The organism is Synechococcus sp. MIT S9452 (genome assembly GCF_047304245.1).
Taxonomy (GTDB): domain Bacteria; phylum Cyanobacteriota; class Cyanobacteriia; order PCC-6307; family Cyanobiaceae; genus RCC307.
Map to the genome: position 1 here is coordinate 218,998 of NZ_CP138956.1, position 18,603 is coordinate 237,600.

Annotated in this window: 18 protein-coding genes; 13 read left to right on the forward strand and 5 right to left on the reverse strand. The window is 59.8% G+C overall.

The annotated features are described in order from the left end of the window. Window positions 1–8: 8 nt before the first annotated feature. The 3 genes from SIB46_RS01080 (at window position 9) to psbA (SIB46_RS01090) (ending at window position 3,814) form a co-directional block, all read left to right on the forward strand. Entirely contained in the window at window positions 9–1,283 is a 1,275-nt protein-coding gene (locus tag SIB46_RS01080) for a DUF697 domain-containing protein (RefSeq protein WP_413296714.1), read from the forward strand. 138 nt (window positions 1,284–1,421) lie between these two features. Beyond that, window positions 1,422–2,498 carry a photosystem II q(b) protein gene (gene psbA / locus SIB46_RS01085; RefSeq protein ID WP_413296715.1) on the forward strand — a complete coding sequence of 359 codons (1,077 nt, stop codon included), beginning with the start codon at window positions 1,422–1,424 and terminating at the stop codon, window positions 2,496–2,498. A gap of 236 nt (window positions 2,499–2,734) precedes the next feature. Continuing rightward, on the forward strand, window positions 2,735–3,814 hold the full coding sequence (psbA, locus tag SIB46_RS01090) for a photosystem II q(b) protein (RefSeq protein WP_011935857.1): 1,080 nt from the start codon (window positions 2,735–2,737) through the stop codon (window positions 3,812–3,814). Between the two features lie 96 nt (window positions 3,815–3,910). Here the strand turns inward: psbA (SIB46_RS01090) and SIB46_RS01095 are convergent, their stop codons facing one another. Then, window positions 3,911–4,597 carry an esterase/lipase family protein gene (locus SIB46_RS01095; RefSeq protein WP_413296716.1) on the reverse strand — a complete coding sequence of 229 codons (687 nt, stop codon included), beginning with the start codon at window positions 4,595–4,597 and terminating at the stop codon, window positions 3,911–3,913. A gap of 8 nt (window positions 4,598–4,605) precedes the next feature. Next, on the reverse strand, window positions 4,606–5,922 hold the full coding sequence (locus SIB46_RS01100; protein WP_413296717.1) for a cation:proton antiporter: 1,317 nt from the start codon (window positions 5,920–5,922) through the stop codon (window positions 4,606–4,608). A 151-nt stretch (window positions 5,923–6,073) separates the two neighbouring features. Between SIB46_RS01100 and SIB46_RS01105 the strand changes: the two genes are divergently transcribed. The 5 genes from SIB46_RS01105 to SIB46_RS01125 all read left to right on the forward strand — a co-directional run bounded on the left by SIB46_RS01105 (window position 6,074) and on the right by SIB46_RS01125 (window position 11,965). Next, on the forward strand, window positions 6,074–7,153 hold the full coding sequence (locus SIB46_RS01105) for an efflux RND transporter periplasmic adaptor subunit (protein ID WP_413296718.1): 1,080 nt from the start codon (window positions 6,074–6,076) through the stop codon (window positions 7,151–7,153). Between the two features lie 8 nt (window positions 7,154–7,161). Then, window positions 7,162–10,560 carry an efflux RND transporter permease subunit gene (locus SIB46_RS01110; protein ID WP_413296719.1) on the forward strand — a complete coding sequence of 1,133 codons (3,399 nt, stop codon included), beginning with the start codon at window positions 7,162–7,164 and terminating at the stop codon, window positions 10,558–10,560. 3 nt (window positions 10,561–10,563) lie between these two features. Beyond that, on the forward strand, window positions 10,564–10,830 hold the full coding sequence (locus SIB46_RS01115; protein ID WP_413296720.1) for a hypothetical protein: 267 nt from the start codon (window positions 10,564–10,566) through the stop codon (window positions 10,828–10,830). An 82-nt stretch (window positions 10,831–10,912) separates the two neighbouring features. Further along, window positions 10,913–11,620, forward strand: a complete 708-nt coding sequence (locus tag SIB46_RS01120) for a LuxR C-terminal-related transcriptional regulator (protein WP_413296721.1) — start codon at window positions 10,913–10,915, stop codon at window positions 11,618–11,620. Window positions 11,621–11,671: 51 nt separating this feature from the next. Then, complete coding sequence (locus tag SIB46_RS01125; protein ID WP_413296722.1) at window positions 11,672–11,965, forward strand: hypothetical protein; 294 nt, start codon at window positions 11,672–11,674, stop codon at window positions 11,963–11,965. A gap of 14 nt (window positions 11,966–11,979) precedes the next feature. Here the strand turns inward: SIB46_RS01125 and SIB46_RS01130 are convergent, their stop codons facing one another. Both SIB46_RS01130 and nadA read right to left on the reverse strand, forming a co-directional pair. Beyond that, window positions 11,980–12,969 carry a ligase-associated DNA damage response exonuclease gene (locus SIB46_RS01130; RefSeq protein WP_413297805.1) on the reverse strand — a complete coding sequence of 330 codons (990 nt, stop codon included), beginning with the start codon at window positions 12,967–12,969 and terminating at the stop codon, window positions 11,980–11,982. Then, window positions 12,966–13,919 carry a quinolinate synthase NadA gene (gene nadA, locus SIB46_RS01135; protein ID WP_413296723.1) on the reverse strand — a complete coding sequence of 318 codons (954 nt, stop codon included), beginning with the start codon at window positions 13,917–13,919 and terminating at the stop codon, window positions 12,966–12,968. The genes SIB46_RS01130 and nadA overlap by 4 nt, the downstream gene beginning before the upstream one ends. Window positions 13,920–13,976: 57 nt before the next feature. On the opposite strand from nadA, the gene SIB46_RS01140 reads away from it, so the two are divergent. The 5 genes from SIB46_RS01140 (at window position 13,977) to SIB46_RS01160 (ending at window position 17,783) form a co-directional block, all read left to right on the forward strand. After that, window positions 13,977–14,831: a TIGR04168 family protein gene (locus SIB46_RS01140; protein ID WP_413297806.1), complete on the forward strand. Its 855-nt coding sequence runs from the start codon at window positions 13,977–13,979 to the stop codon at window positions 14,829–14,831. A gap of 119 nt (window positions 14,832–14,950) precedes the next feature. After that, window positions 14,951–15,514 (forward strand): recombinase family protein, encoded by a 564-nt coding sequence (locus tag SIB46_RS01145; RefSeq protein WP_413296724.1) that lies wholly within the window; start codon window positions 14,951–14,953, stop codon window positions 15,512–15,514. Further along, a complete protein-coding gene (locus SIB46_RS01150) occupies window positions 15,515–15,688 on the forward strand; it encodes a hypothetical protein (RefSeq protein WP_413296725.1) in 174 nt (57 codons plus the stop codon). A 17-nt stretch (window positions 15,689–15,705) separates the two neighbouring features. Continuing rightward, window positions 15,706–16,785 carry a hypothetical protein gene (locus tag SIB46_RS01155; RefSeq protein ID WP_413296726.1) on the forward strand — a complete coding sequence of 360 codons (1,080 nt, stop codon included), beginning with the start codon at window positions 15,706–15,708 and terminating at the stop codon, window positions 16,783–16,785. A gap of 281 nt (window positions 16,786–17,066) precedes the next feature. After that, entirely contained in the window at window positions 17,067–17,783 is a 717-nt protein-coding gene (locus SIB46_RS01160) for an endolysin (RefSeq protein WP_413296727.1), read from the forward strand. A gap of 1 nt (window position 17,784) precedes the next feature. Here SIB46_RS01160 and SIB46_RS01165 read toward each other — a convergent pair whose 3' ends face one another. After that, complete coding sequence (locus tag SIB46_RS01165; protein ID WP_413296729.1) at window positions 17,785–18,579, reverse strand: TPM domain-containing protein; 795 nt, start codon at window positions 18,577–18,579, stop codon at window positions 17,785–17,787. Between the last annotated feature and the right edge of the window lie 24 nt (window positions 18,580–18,603).

Here is an 18,603-nt window from a genome sequence, read left to right on the forward strand (position 1 = left end):
GCCGTTTCATGCCGATCCCCGCGCTTGCTACTCGCCCTTGGCTGAAGCCAGCCCTTGTGGGCTCAGCCCTGCTGGGGGGTGGAGTGGTGCTTGGTGATCTTCTCCATGGCAGCGCCAGCTCCCTCGGCTTATTGGCGGCGGCTTCCGCTGGGCTCTGGTGGATCGGCGGCCGGCGCCAACAGCCGCAAGACCGGCTGCCCCAATCCCCTCAAGCCTTGCTGGTCCATTGCCGCGCCTTGCTGGAGCAATTCGACGCCCTTGAGCTGCCCTGCCAGCACCATCAGCAGCAACTCCAGCAGCTTGAGCAGCTTGGCGAGCGCCCGGATCGCCACGTTGTGCTGGCCGGAGCCAGCGACTTGGAATTGGTGGAGCTGCTGAAGCAGAAGCTGCCATCCAGCGCACCGCTTCAGTTGCACCTGGCCAAGAGCCTGCCACTGGCCCCTGAGCGCTGGGCCTGGCCTGAGCAGCTGCTGCGGGCGGATTTGGTCATTTATGCCTTGGCCGCTGCACCCAGTGCTGCTGATCTGCGCTGGTTGGAAGCGGCGCCTTGGGAGTTACCCCTGCTGGTGCTGGGCCCTGCTGAGGGCAGCGCAGAGCAGATGGCTGCTTGGTCGTCGCAGTTGGGTTCGCGTTTTCAGCTCTGGCAGCGCAATGAAGCTCTTCCGATCACGCTTCCGTCGCTCGCGCGCCAACGGCAGCAGACCCAGTTGCGTTGTTTGCGTCAGCTGCACGGGCAATGGCAGGCCCAATTGGAGGCTGAGCGCCGTCAGCGCCTGCAGCCGCTGGTTGTGCGCAGTCAATGGATTGTGGCGGCGGCTGTGTTTGCTTCGCCGCTTCCCTCCGCTGATTTGTTGCTGAGTGCGGTGATTAATGGCCTGCTGCTCAAGGAGATGGCGGCGCTCTGGCGTTGCCAGTGGACCAGTGAGCAACTGCAAGCTGCAGCGATGGAACTGGGCCGCTGCGCCCTGAGTTTGGGGGCCTTGGAGTGGGGCAGCCAGGCGCTGGCTGGGTTGCTCAAGCTCCATGGCGCCACCTGGCTCGTTGGCGGTGCCCTCCAGGCCTTGGCGGCGGCTTATTTCACGCGGGTGCTAGCTCGGGCGATGGCGGATTACTTGGCCTTGGCTGCTGGCGTTCCCGACAGCGAGTTGGCCCAACTCAAAGCCCGCCTGCCGGTGATTGTTGCTGAGGCGGCTGAACAAGAGCGTTTGGATTGGAATGGCTTTGCCGATCAAGCCAGCAACTGGTTCAAGCAACATTCCTCAACGTCGCTAAACATTAGTTAACACTCGGGGATTCAAAAGATCGGCCTCTTTACATCCCTTAAAAAACTTGAGTAACTTTATTTGTCTTAGCGATTCCGTTTGCGTACTTTGTTAGGGCTGCCATTCCTTGGCTGCATACATCCAAATCACACTGTTCTCATGTCCACCGCAGTTCGCAGTGGTCGCCTGAGTAGCTGGGAAAGCTTCTGTCAGTGGATCACCAACACCGACAACCGCATTTATGTGGGTTGGTTCGGCGTCCTGATGATCCCCTGCCTCCTGGCCGCGACCATCTGTTACATCATCGCCTTCATCGCCGCTCCCCCGGTTGATATCGACGGCATCCGTGAGCCTGTTGCTGGCTCCTTCCTGTACGGGAACAACATCATTTCTGGTGCTGTTATCCCCTCCAGTAATGCCATTGGCCTGCACTTCTATCCCATCTGGGAAGCAGCAACTCTCGATGAGTGGCTGTACAACGGCGGCCCTTATCAGCTGGTGGTTTTCCACTTCCTGATTGGTATTTCCGCCTACATGGGTCGTCAGTGGGAACTCTCCTACCGCCTGGGCATGCGCCCTTGGATCTGTGTGGCCTATGCCGCACCGCTCTCAGCGGCCATGGTGGTCTTCTTGATCTATCCGTTTGGTCAGGGTTCGTTCTCTGATGGCATGCCTTTGGGCATCGCTGGCACCTTCAACTTCATGTTGGTGTTCCAGGCCGAGCACAACATCCTGATGCACCCCTTCCACATGCTGGGTGTGGCAGGCGTCTTCGGCGGCAGCTTGTTCTCCGCCATGCACGGCTCCCTGGTGACCTCCTCCCTGGTGCGTGAAACCACCGAGAGCGAGTCCCAGAACTACGGCTACAAGTTCGGCCAAGAGGAAGAGACCTACAACATCGTGGCTGCCCACGGTTACTTCGGTCGCCTGATCTTCCAATACGCCTCGTTCAACAACAGCCGCAGCCTTCACTTCTTCCTGGCTGCCTGGCCTGTGGTTGGCATCTGGTTCACCTCCATGGGCATTGCGACCATGGCGTTCAACCTGAACGGCTTCAACTTCAACCAGTCCATCCTTGATGCTCAAGGCAAGGTGGTCCCCACCTGGGCTGACGTGTTGAACCGTGCCAACCTCGGCATGGAAGTGATGCACGAGCGCAACGCTCACAACTTCCCCCTCGACCTGGCAACCACTGAGAGCGCCCCTGTGGCTCTCCAGGCTCCTGCTGTCGGCTGAGGCTGAAGTTCCTCAAGACCTGTTCAGCTGAGCTGAACGGCCAAGCCCTCGCGCTAAGGCGGGGGCTTTTTTTGTGCCAAGGCGAGAGCAAGCAAGAGGTATCAGCCGGGCTTATTGGTTGAATCACCTGAAGCGATGAAGGCTGCGCGTTACATCCCGCAATGTTGCTTTACAATTGGGGGACCGGACATTGATCCGGGAATTCATACCGCCTTCGGGCACACCCCAACGCACTCATGCAAACCACCATTCAGCAGCGCTCCGGCGCCTCTGCGTGGCAGCAGTTCTGCGAGTGGGTCACCAGCACCGACAACCGCCTCTATGTGGGTTGGTTCGGTGTTCTGATGATCCCGACTCTGCTGGCTGCCACCACCTGCTTCATCGTTGCCTTCATCGCCGCTCCCCCGGTTGATATCGACGGCATCCGCGAGCCTGTCGCCGGCTCCCTGCTCTACGGCAACAACATCATCTCCGGTGCTGTTGTTCCTTCCAGCAACGCCATTGGCCTGCACTTCTATCCCATCTGGGAAGCCGCTTCCCTCGATGAGTGGCTGTACAACGGCGGTCCTTTCCAGCTGGTGATCTTCCACTTCCTCATCGGCATCTATGCCTACATGGGCCGTGAGTGGGAACTCTCCTACCGCCTGGGCATGCGCCCTTGGATCTGCATTGCTTACAGCGCCCCTGTGGCTGCTGCTTCCGCAGTGTTCCTGGTCTACCCCTTCGGTCAGGGTTCTTTCTCTGACGCGATGCCCCTGGGCATCTCTGGCACCTTCAACTACATGCTGGTGTTCCAGGCCGAGCACAACATCCTGATGCACCCCTTCCACATGCTGGGTGTGGCAGGCGTCTTCGGCGGCAGCTTGTTCTCCGCCATGCACGGCTCCCTGGTGACCTCCTCCCTGGTGCGTGAAACCACCGAGAGCGAGTCCCAGAACTACGGCTACAAGTTCGGCCAAGAGGAAGAGACCTACAACATCGTGGCTGCCCACGGTTACTTCGGTCGCCTGATCTTCCAATACGCCTCGTTCAACAACAGCCGCAGCCTTCACTTCTTCCTGGCTGCCTGGCCTGTGGTTGGCATCTGGTTCACCGCCCTTGGCGTGAGCACCATGGCCTTCAACCTGAACGGCTTCAACTTCAACCAGTCCATCCTGGATTCCCAGGGTCGTGTTCTGAACACCTGGGCTGACATCCTCAACCGTGCCGGCCTCGGCATGGAAGTGATGCACGAGCGCAACGCTCACAACTTCCCCCTCGACCTGGCTGCTGCCGAGAGCGCCCCTGTGGCTCTCCAGGCTCCTGCCATCGGTTGATCTGGAATCAACAAACGATTCAGATCAACTGAATCGGAAAGCCCCCTCCTCGGAGGGGGCTTTTTGTTGTTGGGATGTTGTGGGAATAGGCGGTGACTAACTGTTGGCTTGCGGCCACCACTGGCTGACGCGTTCGATCGAGCCATACCAAGGCTGGCCAAACAGGCCTCCATGGGCGGTGGCCTCCAGCTCGATCAGCTTTGATCCTTTGAGCCAGGCCGAGCTCACGGGCACCAATCCATCGCCGGGATCTTCGGGCTTAGCGCCGATTTGCTTGTAGGAGTTAGCCGCGCTGCGGCGGGCAAAACCGCTGGCTTGCGCGCTGGCCAGATCCAATCGACCAGCCACGGAGATGTAGCCCACCTGCGGCGCACAAGCGCAGCCAGGGAGTAGCCGGTCCACCAACGCTCGCAGCCTTGTGGCCCGCTTGGCCTGGTGGGGACTGCCCAGGCAGATCAAGCGATTGCAGAGTTGGCGCCCGTTGAGGCTGGCGCCTTCAAGGCCGCTCTCCGCCAGATAGAGCCTCAACATCACACCGCCGGAGCTGTGGCCGATCAGGGTCACCGGTGCCCCTGCGCAGCGACTGCGGGCTTGCCGCACGGTTTTATCGACGCGCCGGAGCAAGCGCTGCCAGCCCGAGGCCGAGCTGGTGAGCAACCAATCCCAGCGGCTGGCATGCACCACGCTCACGTCGATGCCGCCTCGCGCTTTCAACCACTCCGCCATTGGCCCGTAGGCCTCATCGGTGATCAGAAACCCACCGAGGATCACCACCGGTTGCATGGTGCTTCTCAGCTGGCTTCAACCGCCTCTTCTTCGTGTCCAAGCACGAAGCGCAACAGCAGAGGGGCCAGGAAGGTGGTGCCGATCACCATCAACAAGATCGCCGCCTCCAGTGAGGGGCTCAGCAACTTGGCTTGGCTACCCAAGCCCAGGAAGATCAAGCCCACTTCGCCGCGGGGCATCATCCCCAAGCCCACCACCAGGCGATTGGTGGGTTCTTTGGAGGCGTAGAGCCAGCCGGCAGCCACCTTGCCGGCGATGGCTACCACCAACAGGAAGGCAGCAATGATCAATCCCTCCCGGTTGGCGGGATCAAAGGGGTTCACCACGCTCAAATCCATCTTCGTGCCGATCAGCACAAAGAAGATCGTGGCGAACAGGGCCACCACGGGTTTGACCTGTTGCTCAATGTCGTGGCGGTGTTTGGACTTGCTGAGGATGAGGCCAGCAGCAAAGGCCCCAAGGGCTGCCTCCAGGCCAATGGCTGTGGCGGTGAAGGCGCAAACCACCAAAACAACAAACGACGCCACCACGATTTCACCGGTGGCCTGAAGGTTCTCAATCAACTTGTCGAACAGTGGTGCAGCGCTACGGCTCAAGCCGATGGCAGCCAGCACGAACACAACCGCTGCAGCAACCAGGGAGATGATCGGGCCGATCGTGAGCGAACCGCTGCTCGCCAGGCTCACCACAACAGCCAGGATCACGATGCCAAGGATGTCATCGAGAACCGCCGCGCCCAGAACAATTTGGCCTTCGGAGGAGCGCAGCATCTTGAGCTCACCAAAGACGCTCGCTGTGATCGCGATGCTCGTGGCCGTCATCGATGCCCCGGCAAACACCGCTGGAATCAAGTCCACCTGGAAGATCGCCATCAGTCCTGCCGTGCCGATGGCAAAGGGCAACACAACCCCAGCAACGGCGACCGAGGTGGCTTTGCCGCCAACGGCCACCAGCTCATCGAGATCACTTTCCAGGCCGGTGAGGAAGAGCAAGGAGAACAGTCCGAGGCTGGCTACTGCTTCCACGCTGGGGAATGTTTCGGCATAGAGCTCGCCGACAACATCACCTGGTACGTGCGCTAAGCCCCCGAGGACGGCGCTAAATCCTTCACTCAAGACTGCTTGGGTTTCCGGTGGCACCACCAGGTGAAAACCGGAGATGCCAACGATCAGACCAGCAACCAATTCCCCCAGGATCGTGGGCAGCTTGAAGCGCACCATCGTCTCGGCGAGGAGTCGTGCCGCGACCAGGATCACCAGGAAGCGGGCGCCGCTGATCAAGGTCTCGGTGACTTCGAGGCTGTGCGCACTCAGCTCGGGCATCGATTTATTGGTTGACCCTTCAAGGTTATGGCCCGAAATCAGTCCGTCAGTGCGAACCCGCAGATTTGGTTTCTATCTGCTGCTGAACGGCAACAAACTCCGCATAATTCTTTCAACAACGGCTATTGGGGTGCGTCTTTTCTCCAGCGTGATGGTCCTCGCCGGGACCAGCGTCCTATTGGCCGGTTGTGGGGGAACCCCTTTTCAGGCGCTTCCTGTTCAGGAAACGGCTGTCAAAAAGGTTGAGTTCACCGAAGACATCCAGACCGTCAGCACCTTGGAAGCCAAGGACTTGGTGGCCTTGGCAGCCCAGGCCGGTGGTCGCGTCGATGAGTTGAAGATCGCCCAAGGCGATTTGGTTGAGCCCGGTCAGCTGCTGTTGGTGTTGGATCAGGAACAGGAAAACGCCCGGCTGCGCAGTGAAGTGGCCAAAGCCGAGACCGACAAGCTCAATTACCAGCGCTACGAATACCTCGCCTCCCAGGGTGCTGTCTCTGAGATGCAGCGCGATCAGCGCCGTCAGGCCTACATCTCCTCAAGGGAGCGGGCGATTGCTCAGCAGGCCACCGTTGGCTATAGCAACCTCACATCGCCAATGGCGGGAACCATTGCCGATGTGAAGGTCAAGTTGGGCGATGTACTTCGCCAGGGCGACGTTTTCACCATGGTGGTGAAAAACAACACACTCGAAGCGCGCGTTGATATCCCGGCCAAGTTCGGTGATCGCGTGGAAGTGGGTCAAACGGTCAAGTTGCTGAAGCCAGGGGTGAGCGATCCGATCGTCACCAGCACCGTGAGCTCCATCAACCCTGCTGTTCAAGCCGGCACCCAGGGATTGCTGGTGAAAGCCATCTTTGATAATCCCAACGGCACCCTCCGCACCGGACAGCGGGTGCTCACCAGCGTTCAACTGGGCACCAAAAAACTGGATGCGGTTCCTTTCACAGCCGTGGTCAGCGCCTCTGGTCAAAACTTTGTTTTCCGCGTTGGCAGCTTCCAGCAGCTGGAGCAGCAGCCAGGCCAAGCGCCGCTCGACAAGCTCAAGAACTTGCCAGAGGACACCAAGTTTGCATTGCAAACACCGGTGAAGGTGGGCCCTGTACAAAACAACCTCTACCCCGTGTTGGAAGGAGTTCAGCCAGGAGAGATGGTGATCACCTCCAACTTGATGAACCTCAAGCACGGCATGCCGGTTCAGATCAAACCCGCCCAGCCAAAGCCGGCCCAGTGATCTGAACGATGTCTCTCTCCAATAACTTCATCACCAGGCCTGTCCTCACGTCGGTCTGCTCACTGTTGATCGTGATCGCGGGTTTGATTGCGATCCCGATCCTGCCGGTAGAGATGCTGCCGGATATTGCCCCGCCGACGGTGCGGGTGAGCGCGAACTACGTCGGTGCTGATGCCGTCAGCGTTGAGCAGGGCGTCACCTCGGTGCTCGAGCAGCAGATCAACGGGGTTGAGAACATGGACTACATCAGTTCATCGAGCTCCTCCGACGGCTCTGCTCTGATCACGGTGATGTTCAACAGCGGCACCGATGGTGATATCAACCAGGTCAATGTGCAAAACCGGGTGTCCCTGGCGGAACCCCGTTTGCCCTCTGAAGTGAAGCAGTCGGGTGTTGTGGTGGATAAAGCCTCCACCTCCACGCTGCTTGTTTACAACTTCACCAACGAAGATCCCAGCAAGATCGACTACAGCGTTGAGACGATTAGCGGTTATCTCGATCAAAACCTCACCGACAGCATCAAGCGGGTAACAGGTGTTGGCAGCGTTACCTACTACGGCAACCGCGAACTCGCGATCCGGATTTGGCTTGACCCCAACAAGCTGGCGACGATGGAGCTCACCTCCAGCGATGTGGTGAATGCGATTCGCAGTCAAAACCGGTTGGTTCCCTCCGGCAAGGTGGGTGGTGCTCCTTCACCCGACGATCAGCAGTACACCTTCACCATCCAGCTGCAGGGCCGCCTCACTAGCGAAGATGAGTTCCGCGATCTGGTGATCAAAACCACCGATGACGGTGGCCTAATCCGCCTTCGCGATGTGGGCGAGGTGGAGCTTGGCGGTAATAGCTACGAGATCTCCGCCGTGAACCTGGAGGGCAACCCCGCTGTGTCGATGGCCATCAGCCAGCTGGGCGGCAGTAATGCTCTGGTGGTCTCTGATGGCGTCAAGCAGGTCATCGAGGAATTCAAAGAAAAGATGCCTGTGGGCATGAAGATCGAGCAGGTCTTTGACTCCACCGAATTCATCACAGCCTCGATTGAAGGTGTGGTGGGCTCCCTGCGTGATGCGGTGGTCTTGGTGGTGTTGATCCTGTTTCTGTTTTTGCAGAACTGGAAGGCCACCTTGGTTCCTGGCATCGCCATCCCAGTGGCTCTGGTGGGCACCTTTGCATTCGTGCTCGGCTTTGGCTTCTCGCTCAATCAGCTGACCCTGTTTGGCTTGGTGCTCGCCACCGGTCTGGTGGTGGATGACGCCATCACGGTGATTGAGGACACCTCCTCCAAAAAAGAGACGGGCTTAACCGCGGTGGAAGCGGCGAAATCCACCATGGACGAACTCTTCTCAGCGGTGATCGCCACATCGCTGGTCAAGATGTGCGTGTTCCTGCCGGTGCTGTTCTTCCCAGGCGCCACTGGAACGATCTACAAGCAGTTCGCGGCCACGATCATCTTCTCGATCGCGATCTCCACGTTCAACGCGCTGACCTTTTCGCCGATGCTCTCGGCTCTGCTGCTGAGCAGCGAATACAAAGAGCCCAACCGCCGCACTTACACCATTGCAGCCACGGTGATTGGCTTTATTTACGGCCTGCTGTTTGTCGGTGGTGGCGCCGCGATGGCACTGATCCCTGCAGGTGTGGCCGCCATCATCGGGTTTGCGATTTCCAAAACTAGCGGCCGCCCCTTGCGTCTGCCCTTTGCCATTGGTGGCGCTGTTGTGGGCCTGGCCATTGCGGGCGTTTGGAATCCCATCCCCGTGGTCTTTTTCACCGGTTTGGGCTGCGCGCTGGGCTATTTCGTGCCGGTGATCTTCAGCACCTTCAACACCTACTACGCCCGCTTTGAGCAGTTCTATGCCTGGTTGCTCGATTGGGTGTTGTCACACCGCCGCGTGATCATGGGCGCCCTGGGGGCAGGGATTCTGCTCACCGGTTTTGCCTTCAGTGCGGTCCCCGCGGGCTTTGTCCCTACGGAAGATCAGGGCTTCGGCATTGGGTTTGTGATGGCGCCCGAGGGCACCTCCAACGATGTCACCAACAAGGTGAACAAAAAGATCGCTTCGATTCTGCGCACCGAGCCTGATGTGGCTGCTGCGGGCATCTTTAGTGGTGCCAGCCTCGATGGCTATGGCCCCAACCGCGGTCTGTTCTTCTTTGGCGTGAAGAACTGGGATGACAGGCCCCAGAAGGATCAAACGATGGAGGCCATCACCCAGCGCCTCAATCAAAAGATGGCGGCCCAAATCGATGAAGCCAGGGTGTTTGTGGTGGAGCCACCGGCCATTCCTGGCTATGGCGCCAGCGCTGGCTTTGAGTTCCAGCTGCTCGATCAGAGTGGCGGTTCCTATTCGATGAGTGAATTCGCTGCCTCAGCTGGGCAGATCATTCAGGCCGCCAACAGTGATCCCACCTTCGCCAAGGTGTTCACCCAGTTTATCCCTGATTCACCGCAACTCACGATCGATGTGGATCGCGATCGCATGATGGCCTTGGGGGTCGACTTCGGTCAGGCGATGCAGACCTTCAGCATTTACTTCGGCTCCAGCTACGTCAACGACACCTTCCAGGAGGGCAAGGTGCGCCGTGTGTATGTGCAAGCCGCTGCTGATAGCCGCTCCACCCAAGATCAACTGGGCTCGATTTACGTCAAGAACGCCTCTGGTGAGCAAATCCCGCTGGCGGAATTCTTCACGGTGAAGCAAACGATTGGTCCGAGCATCATCAACCGCTTCAACCTGTTCCGCTCGATCAAGATTGAGGGATCTCCGGCACCAGGCAAGAGCTCTGGTCAAGCCATTACGGGCATTCAAGATGTGTTTGCCGCTCAGAATTTCCAGGGGCTCGGCTTTGACTGGACCGGCATTTCCAGAGAAGAAGTCAAAGCCGGTGCGTTGGCCGTGGTGATCTTTGGCATGGGCATTTTGGTGGTGTACTTGGTGCTTTCGGCCCAATACGAGAGCTACACCGATCCGTTGATCATCTTGATGACCGTACCCACCGCCATGTTGGGCGCCTTGGTGTTCCTCTCGGGGGCAGGCCAAGTGCTCAACATCTACGCCCAGGTTGGCTTGGTGATGTTGATTGGCCTGGCGGCAGGCAATGGCATCTTGATTGTTGATTTGGCCAACCAACGCATGGGCGAAGGGCGATCAGCCCTGGAGGCCGCCACCGATGCAGCCAAATCCAGGTTGCGGCCGATCTTGATGACGGCGATCTCGTCGCTATTTGGTTTCCTGCCGTTGATGCTGGCCAGCGGAGCCGGTGCGCAAAGCCAGGCTTCTTTGGGCTTGGTGGTATTCGGCGGTTTGTCGGTGGCCACCGTGCTCTCCACCTTGGTGGTGCCGGTGTTCTATGTGGTGATGAAAAACCTGGTGGGTAAAGCTGGCCCCACTGCTGGAGCCGCTTGATTGATGCCAAGCCCCAAACGCCCAAGCTTTAGTGGTGCCCGGGTTGTTGTCGCTCTGGGGATCGGCTTTGTTGTGGGTTTGTGTTTGGTGTTCTTCTTTCAGGTGATCATCAGCCACACCCCAGCTGACATCCACGACATGCGCATCCGCGGCTTCTACGGGATGTTGATCATCTCCAGTTCGTTGGCGGCCATCGTGATCGAAACCACCCGGCAGTTGCAGGCTGGTAGTAGTGACCCCTCTTATCACCACCACTGGTGGGGCCGTTAAGCGGCAGCCCATTGCTGGGTTGCTTTGATTTGGACAGCCCGCGTTAAGGCTTCTCTTAACGCGCTCTCTCCAGGCTGAAGGAATGGACATTGATCTGTACTCGGCTCCGGTTCAACAGGCGTTGCCGGCAGTGAGGGAGCTATTGAAGGGCCGCAGCAAGTTGCTGTGTTTTGGTGATCGTCTCCTGCTGGCCGCATTGGCTCTGGGTCAGATCTTTCAAGACGGGTTGATCGGAGCCTGTAGCACCGAGCAGGAAGCCTTGGCCCACGCGGCGCAAGCCCCTGATTTGGTGCTGGTAACCGAAGACCTGGAGCAGGGCTATGGCATCAGCCTGGTGCGTGAGCTGCGCCAGCGCTGGCCCCAGTGCATCTGCTTGTTGTTCCTGCGCCGTGAAACCCAGGAGGTGGTGCGCGAGGCCCTCGATGCTGGGGCCCAAGGGGTGATCTTTGTCTCGTCCTTGGGAAGTGGCGACGGCGATTTCATGAAGGCCATCTCTCGCACCCTGGAGGGCGGCACCTATTTCCCAGCTCCTGTGCGGGAGGCAGCCGCGCTCCATCCAGACGATTCAGCTGAGGGGCTTGAGGCCCTCGATCAGCTCTCCGGCCGGGAGCAAGAGGTGCTGCAGGCCCTGAGTGAGGGCTATTGCAACCGAGAGATTGCCCAGCGGCTGTTCATCTCACAGGAAACGGTGAAGACCCACGTCAGCACCGTGATTAGCAAGTTGGGTGTGCGTGATCGCACCCAAGCGGCGGTGATGGCCCTGCGGATGGGCTTACTCAGTGTGGTTTAAATCGTTTTCCCGAATTGTTTTCACACTGGAGGCAGTCCGTTTGTCTCTGCCATGGCTGATATCACCGAAACTCCAGTTGTCGACACCACCGCCGACATCATCGAAACCCATCCTCTGGTCGACAACGACGATCTCCATGCCGGTGTGGCTGAGCGACTCCGCCACTCTCAAGAGTTCGGCAGTGCCCTGTGGGATGCCACCAAGGACTATCTGCAAAAGATGAATCTCACCGCTGAGGAGCGCAATCAGGTGGGTGATTGGCTCCACCAGAAAAAAGACAAGTTCCAGAGCAAGGTGGTTGAGCAGCTCCACAAGCTGCACAAAGTTGACGACAACCAGCTCTGAGTTAACAGCTGGCTTCAGTTCTCAGCCTCGCCTTCAAACAGGGTGCTGAGTGGTTCGCTGGCAATCCCCTCCTCCTCGCGCAGGTAACGGGCCAACACGTCGCTTTGGCCGTGGGTCACATAAACCATTTGGGCCTTGGAGTCGCGCACGGTTTGCAGCAGCCCGGGCCAATCGGCGTGATCGCTGAGCACGAAGCCACGCTCGTAGCCGCGCCGCCTGCGGGCTCCGCGCACGGCCATCCAGCCTGAGGCGAAGCCTGTTTGCGGCGCCTTGAAGCGTTTCATCCAGGGGCTGCGATGCGCCGAGGGTGGTGCCAGCACCAACCGCCCCGATAGATCGGCGTTACGCGGCAATGAGCTCACCGGTTCTGTGGGCACCATCGCAATGCCCTCATCGCGATAGGCCTGGGTGATCGGCACCATGGCGCCATGCAGCAGCACTGTGTCGCGAACGCCGAGCTGATGCAGCTCAGCCAGGAGCCGTTGGGCTTTGCCGAAGGCGTAGCAGAACAGCAGCGATGCCCGCTCGGGAGCCTCGCGCCACCACTGCAGTAGATCGGCCGCCACCTGTTGACCCGCGGGCCAGCGGTAGATCGGCAAGCCAAAGGTGGCTTCGCTGATCAACACATCGGTGCTCACCACCGAAAACGGATCACAACTGGGATCGCTGTCGCGCTTGTAGTCGCCACTGACCAGCCAGGTTTCACCACCGGCTTGCAGGCGAATTTGCGCTGAACCCAGCACATGGCCGGCGCTATGAAACGACACGCACGCATCGCCGATGCGTTGCTCATCGCCGTAATTGACGCTGTTGAGCGTGATCTGCTGCCCAAGCCGTTGCCGCAACACAGCAGCACTGCGGCCGATCGCCCAGTACTCGCCGCAGCCAGGACGGGCATGGTCGGCGTGGGCATGGGTGATCAACGCCCGCGGCACGGGGCGCCATGGATCGATCCAAGCGTTGGCGGCTTGGCAGAAGAGCCCTTCGGGGGTGTGCTCGATCAGCGGCTCAGCTCCAGCATCCGCTCGATCGGCTTGAGCGCCTGCAAGCGCAGGGATTCATTGAGTTCGATCGCTGGTTCGAGGGTTTCGAGGCACTGCTCCAACTTGTCGAGCGTGTTGAGCCGCATATGGGGGCAGGCATTGCAGCTGCAGCCATCGAGCCCTGGCACGGCATAAAACTCTTTGCTTGGAACCGCCTTGCGCATCTGGTGCAGGATCCCCGGCTCGGTGAGCACGATGAAGCCGCTGGCCTCACTGGATTGGCTGTAGTTCAGCAACATGCTGGTGGAGCCAATGAAATCGGCTAGGTCGAGCAGGTGCTGTTCGCATTCGGGGTGGGCGATCACTGCGGCATCGGGGTGAGCTGCCTTCAAGCCCAGCAGGGCCTCTTCACTGAAGGTTTCATGCACTATGCAGCTGCCGGGCCACAGCGTGAGCTCGCGGCCCGCTTGGCGCGAGACCCAGCGGCCCAGGTTTTGATCGGGAGCAAACAGGATCGGTTGATCGTTCGGCACCGACTGCACCATCGCCACGGCGTTGCTGCTGGTGCAGATCAGATCGCTCTGGGCTTTGATTGCTGCTGAGCAGTTGATGTAGCTGATCACCACGTGGTCTGGGTGCTCCGCCTTGAATTGCGCAAAGCCATCGGCCGGGCAGGCATCAGCCAGTGAGCAGCCGGCGTTGAGATCCGGCAGCACCACCGTTTTCTGCGGGCTGAGGATCTTGGCGGTTTCCGCCATGAAGTGCACCCCGCAAAACACGATCACCTCGGCATCGGTGTTGGCCGCTTTGCGGGAGAGTTCCAAGGAGTCACCGATGAAGTCGGCGATGTCTTGGATGGCGTCCTCTTGGTAGTAGTGCGCCAGGATCACGGCACGGCGTTGCTGCCGTAGCTGCGCAATACGTTCGACCTGATCCAGCCGCGGAGCGGCGGATTGAGTGGCGGCAAACACGCGGGAACTGGATGGCGCAGTGCCCTAAGAGTAGAAACGCCTGCGCGCCGGATTGTGCTGCGACTTGCCATCGCTGGAGATCTCCACGGTCAGTGGGACCAGGGCGATGCCACGTTGCTGAGGATTTTGCGACCTGATGCCCTCCTGGTGGTGGGCGATCTGGCCGATGGTGATGTGCGGTTGCCGCGGCTGCTGCGGGAGCTCGAGCTGCCTGTGGCTTGCGTTTTGGGAAACCACGATGCGGCGAAAGATGCCAGTGGCCGCACTCTGGCGCGCATGGAGCAAGCCCTCGGTGGCCTGCACTGCGGCTGGTCGCACAAGCCGCTGGACCCGGCTCCCCTCTCGGTGGTGGGTGGCCGGCCAGGGAGTGCTGGCGGTGGTTTCTATCTCTCCCCTGCGGTGAAGGCCCATTGGGGCGAGCTCAGCCTGTTTGAGTCGGCCCAGCGCATCAGTGCAGCAGCTCTGCAGGCACCAACCGATCGTCCCCTGGTGTTGCTGGCCCATAGCGGGCCCACCGGTTTAGGGAGTGACGCCGCTGATCTCTGCGGCCGTGATTGGAAACGTCCGGCCTGTGATTGGGGCGATCAAGACCTGCAGGAAGCGATTCGCCTGATCCGCAAGCAGAGGCCCCTGCCCTTGGTGATTTTTGGCCACATGCACCATCGCCTGCGGCATGGAGCCGGGCAACGCCGCACCGTGCAACAGGACCGGCAGGGCACCGTCTATCTCAATGCCGCCTGTGTTCCCCGCCATGGAATCGATGCCAGCGGCCGGCCCTGGCGCCATTTCTCGTGGGTGGAACTGGATCGTGGCGGCGAGGTCCAACTGGCGGCCCACCGCTGGTATGGCCTCGATGGCGAGCTGCTGGAGCAGCAGCTGTTGCTCGATTCCAATGGCCTTGTTGGCTCCTGAATGGCTGTGCTGTAACTAGATCAATGCGACACCTGCACAAATAGCAATGCAGACAATGCATTTGCATATGTCGTAAGTAGGTGTCACGCTATAGGCATCCACTTACGGCAAGAGGCCCCATGGCGCTCGTTGGTTATGCGCGTTGCTCCACAACGCCCCAGGAGCTCGAGCATCAGCTCGAGGGCCTCAAGGCGGCCCTGGTGGATCAACTTTTCAGTGAACACATCTCAGGTGCTGCACCCTTCAGTGAACGGGTCGAGCTGCAGCGGGCCATCGATGCCTGCCGGCCCGGGGATGTGCTCTTGATTCCCAAGCTCGATCGGCTGGGGCGAACCATGGAGGACTGCGTCAGTCGCGTCGCTGAGTTGCTCGAGCGTGATGTGCACGTTCGAACTCTTGATGGGCGCGTCGATACCAAAGGCCTCGGGACCATGGCCAAGCCAGTGGTTGGGGTCTTAACGGCCGCTGTGCAGGTGGAGCGTGAGCTCTCAATGGAGCGTTCCCGTGAGGGCATCCAAGCGGCGCGCAACAAGGGTGTGCCCTTTGGTCCCAAGCGCAAATACACCAACGAGCAGGCTGAGCATGTCCGCGACCTGCGAGGCCAGGGCAAGAGCTATGGCTCGATCAGCAAAGCCACTGGCCTCACGGTGAGCACGGTTCGCCGGATTTTGGGGGTGGTGTAGATGGAAGAGACCGAAGACTTTTTTCGGCCGGCCTGGATGGTGCCGCCGCCCCGCCAACACCGCCTGGCTTGGGTGATGTGGCAGCGCGGTGATGTTTGGCGCATGTTGGCGAAAGCTCTCACCGATGCGGATTTGGCCTGGGCGCAGCAGCGTGGCGATGAGCCTTCTCCTTAGCCCTGGGCCCTAGCGCGATGTTGGTGGTGGCATGCATCAGTAGCCATGGTTTTGGCCATGGCGCTCGAGTGGCCGCCGTGCTGCAGGCCCTGGCGACAAGCCAGCCCCAGTGTCGGTTTGTGCTCTCCACCGCCTTGCCGGCAGCGTTCCTCAGGCGAACCTTTGTTGGCCTCAACTACGAACACCGCCCTTGCCAATGGGATGTGGGCGTGGTGCAAGCCGATGCCCTGGGCAGTGATCCGGCAGCCACCCTGCAGGCCTTGGAGCGTTTGGAGCAGCGGCTGCCTCAGCAAATCGAGACCGAAGCCCGCTGGTTGGAGCACTGGCGCCAGCCCCATGAGCCCGTGGTGATCGTGGCTGATATCCCTCCGGCTGCTGCCCGCCTAGCTGAGCGCTTGGGCTGGCCGTTGCTGTGGCACGGCAATTTCGGTTGGGATTCGATCTACGCAGGTCTTGGTGGAGCCTTGCAGCAGTGGGCCCAGCGCAGCCTGGCTGACTACCGCCGCGCGCAAACGCTGCTGCGCTGCCCCTTTGCCTTGCCGATGCCGTGGGATGTTCCGGTAAAGCCCCTGGGCTTGGGTGCCACTGAGCCCCGTTTTCAGCCTGAATGCATCGCGGAGCGTCTCAATTGGCGCAGCCTGAAGTCGCGCTCGGCCCTGCTGTGCTTTGGGGGTTTGGGGCTGCCGCTGGATCCAGCCCTGCTGCAGTGCTGGCCTGATTGGCAGTTTTTGGTTGTGAATGAAGCCTTGGCGCAAGCCGCCAATGCCACCTGGATTGCCGAGGACCTACGCCCGGTGGATGTGATGCCTTTGTGCTCGGTGGTGATCACCAAGCCCGGTTACAGCACCTTTGCTGAAGCGCTCTCCCAGAACTGCGGCTTGGTTGTGGTGGAGCGCAGCGGATTTGCTGAGGCCGAGGTTCTGCAGAAAGGCCTGCAGCAACACGGTTTTCACCGGCTGTTGAGCCGCCACGCCTTTGAGCAAGGGCAGTGGTTGCTCGACCAGCCCTTGGCTCCGCCTCAGGGTCAGCCGCTTCCGAGCGATGGGGCTGCTAAGGCGAGCGAGTGCGTGTTAGCGGCGCTGTTGCAATCGCGCTGATATTGACAGCTTGATGCCTTTATTTGGGCTGGCAATTTGTTTGTTGACTGGCGCTGAATTGAGTCTTCAAGTTTTCAAGCTGTTGGGAGGATTGGTATCAATCAAGTGCTCGAGGACAATTTATTATCCGTCCGCAGGATAATCCCATCTGTCTCAATTCTGGGCATATTTGCGCCGTCTGCTTCTCGTGGTTTGTCGCGAGTGCTCCCGTTAATTCCTTATTTGTGATGCTTCAGCGCCCACAAGCTTCCAGGTTGTTTGCCGCTGTTTTGCTAGCGCCCATGGTCGTGCTGCCGGTCGCCCCTGCCCTGGCTGCTGGAGCCAAAGCTCAGCCCGCCGCCAAGCAAGAATCCAGCGAATTGGCTCAGTTGCGTTTTCCTCGCTTGCGCATGCCGAGTGTGCCGCGCATGCCGAAGGTGTTTGCGATCACCCCTGAGCGCCGAGCCCTGCTCAACACGATTCGCTACGCCGAAGGCACCTGGAAAGAAGGCGCCGACATCGGCTATCGAGTGATGTTTGGCGGCTCACTGATGAAAACCCTGAACCGCCACCCCGATCGGGTGAACTACACCAGCGGTTATGCCAGCGCCGCTGCTGGGGCTTATCAATTCATGCCAGCCACCTGGCGCTTGGCTGTGCGGGCTCTGGATCTGGTGGGCTTTGGTCCCCATGCCCAGGATCAGGCCGCGCTGTATCTGATCAAGAAACGCGGTGCTATGCATTTGGCTGATCGCGGTGAGCTCACCCCGCAGTTGGCCGCAAAGCTGGCGCCTGAGTGGGCCTCGTTCCCCACCCTGCGTGGCTACAGCTACTACGGCCAACCGGTTGTGAAATATGGCCGCCTCAAGCGCTTCTATGAGGCCAACTTGCAAAAGTTGCGTCAGATGCACCCAGCTGTTGGGCTGATCGATGAGCCCCAGGAGGTTGAGGTGGCTCCAGAGCCCTGCAACGACGACAGCCTCGAGTGCATGCTCGCCAAAGTAAGCGAAGGCCTTTGATCTAGGTGTTGTCCCCCGCCTGGGTGTTGCGGCTGGTGAAATATTGGGCCAAGAGATAGGCCGCCACGCTGCTGCCAATGAAGCCGAGAATGTTCCGGCTCAGTGGCAACCAATCAGCTGTACGAGTCACCACCGGGCCGATCCCAAAGACGCCAAAGAGAATCACCCACAGCGGTGAGAGCAGCAGCACCCATGACCAGGCGATGGTTTGATCCGGTTCCCGTGGGAAGGCTGCAATACCCACAATCAATCCCCCCAAGATGGATGTCATCAAGGTGAGAATCCACTGCTCCTGGGGTAAACCAGGCACCACCTGGCAGCCACCACGCTCCAGGCAAATTTCAACGGCTTCAAGAGCATCAAAAATGGCGCCATCTTCGCCGTGGTCGCGCACATAAAACTGATTGCCAAAGCGGGTTTGCAGTTCCACCCAGTAGGTGCGTGGCATCAGCGCAAAGAAGGCGTCGCCCACGTTGAAGTTCAGCAAATTGCCGCCGCGGGGGTCGGCAATCAACAGCAGGCTGCGCTCATCCAGCTGCCAGAAATCACGCACGGCCAGTCCTGGTGTTTGATCGAATTGGGTGAGTACACGTAATTTCCAGCCCACCTTGGCTTCCACGCCCTCGAGTTCTTGCTCCAGGTTTTTGCGCTGGCTGTCGGTCAGGATCCTGGCCAGATCAATCACCGGGGTGGGTTGATCCGGTAAGACCGAGGGATCGTCGATGGCAAGGGCCGCCGATGGCTGCCAGAGGCACAACAGCAATGCGCAGATGGCAGACAGCAACCAGCGGGGCATAACCAACGGCAAAGGGGTGATGCA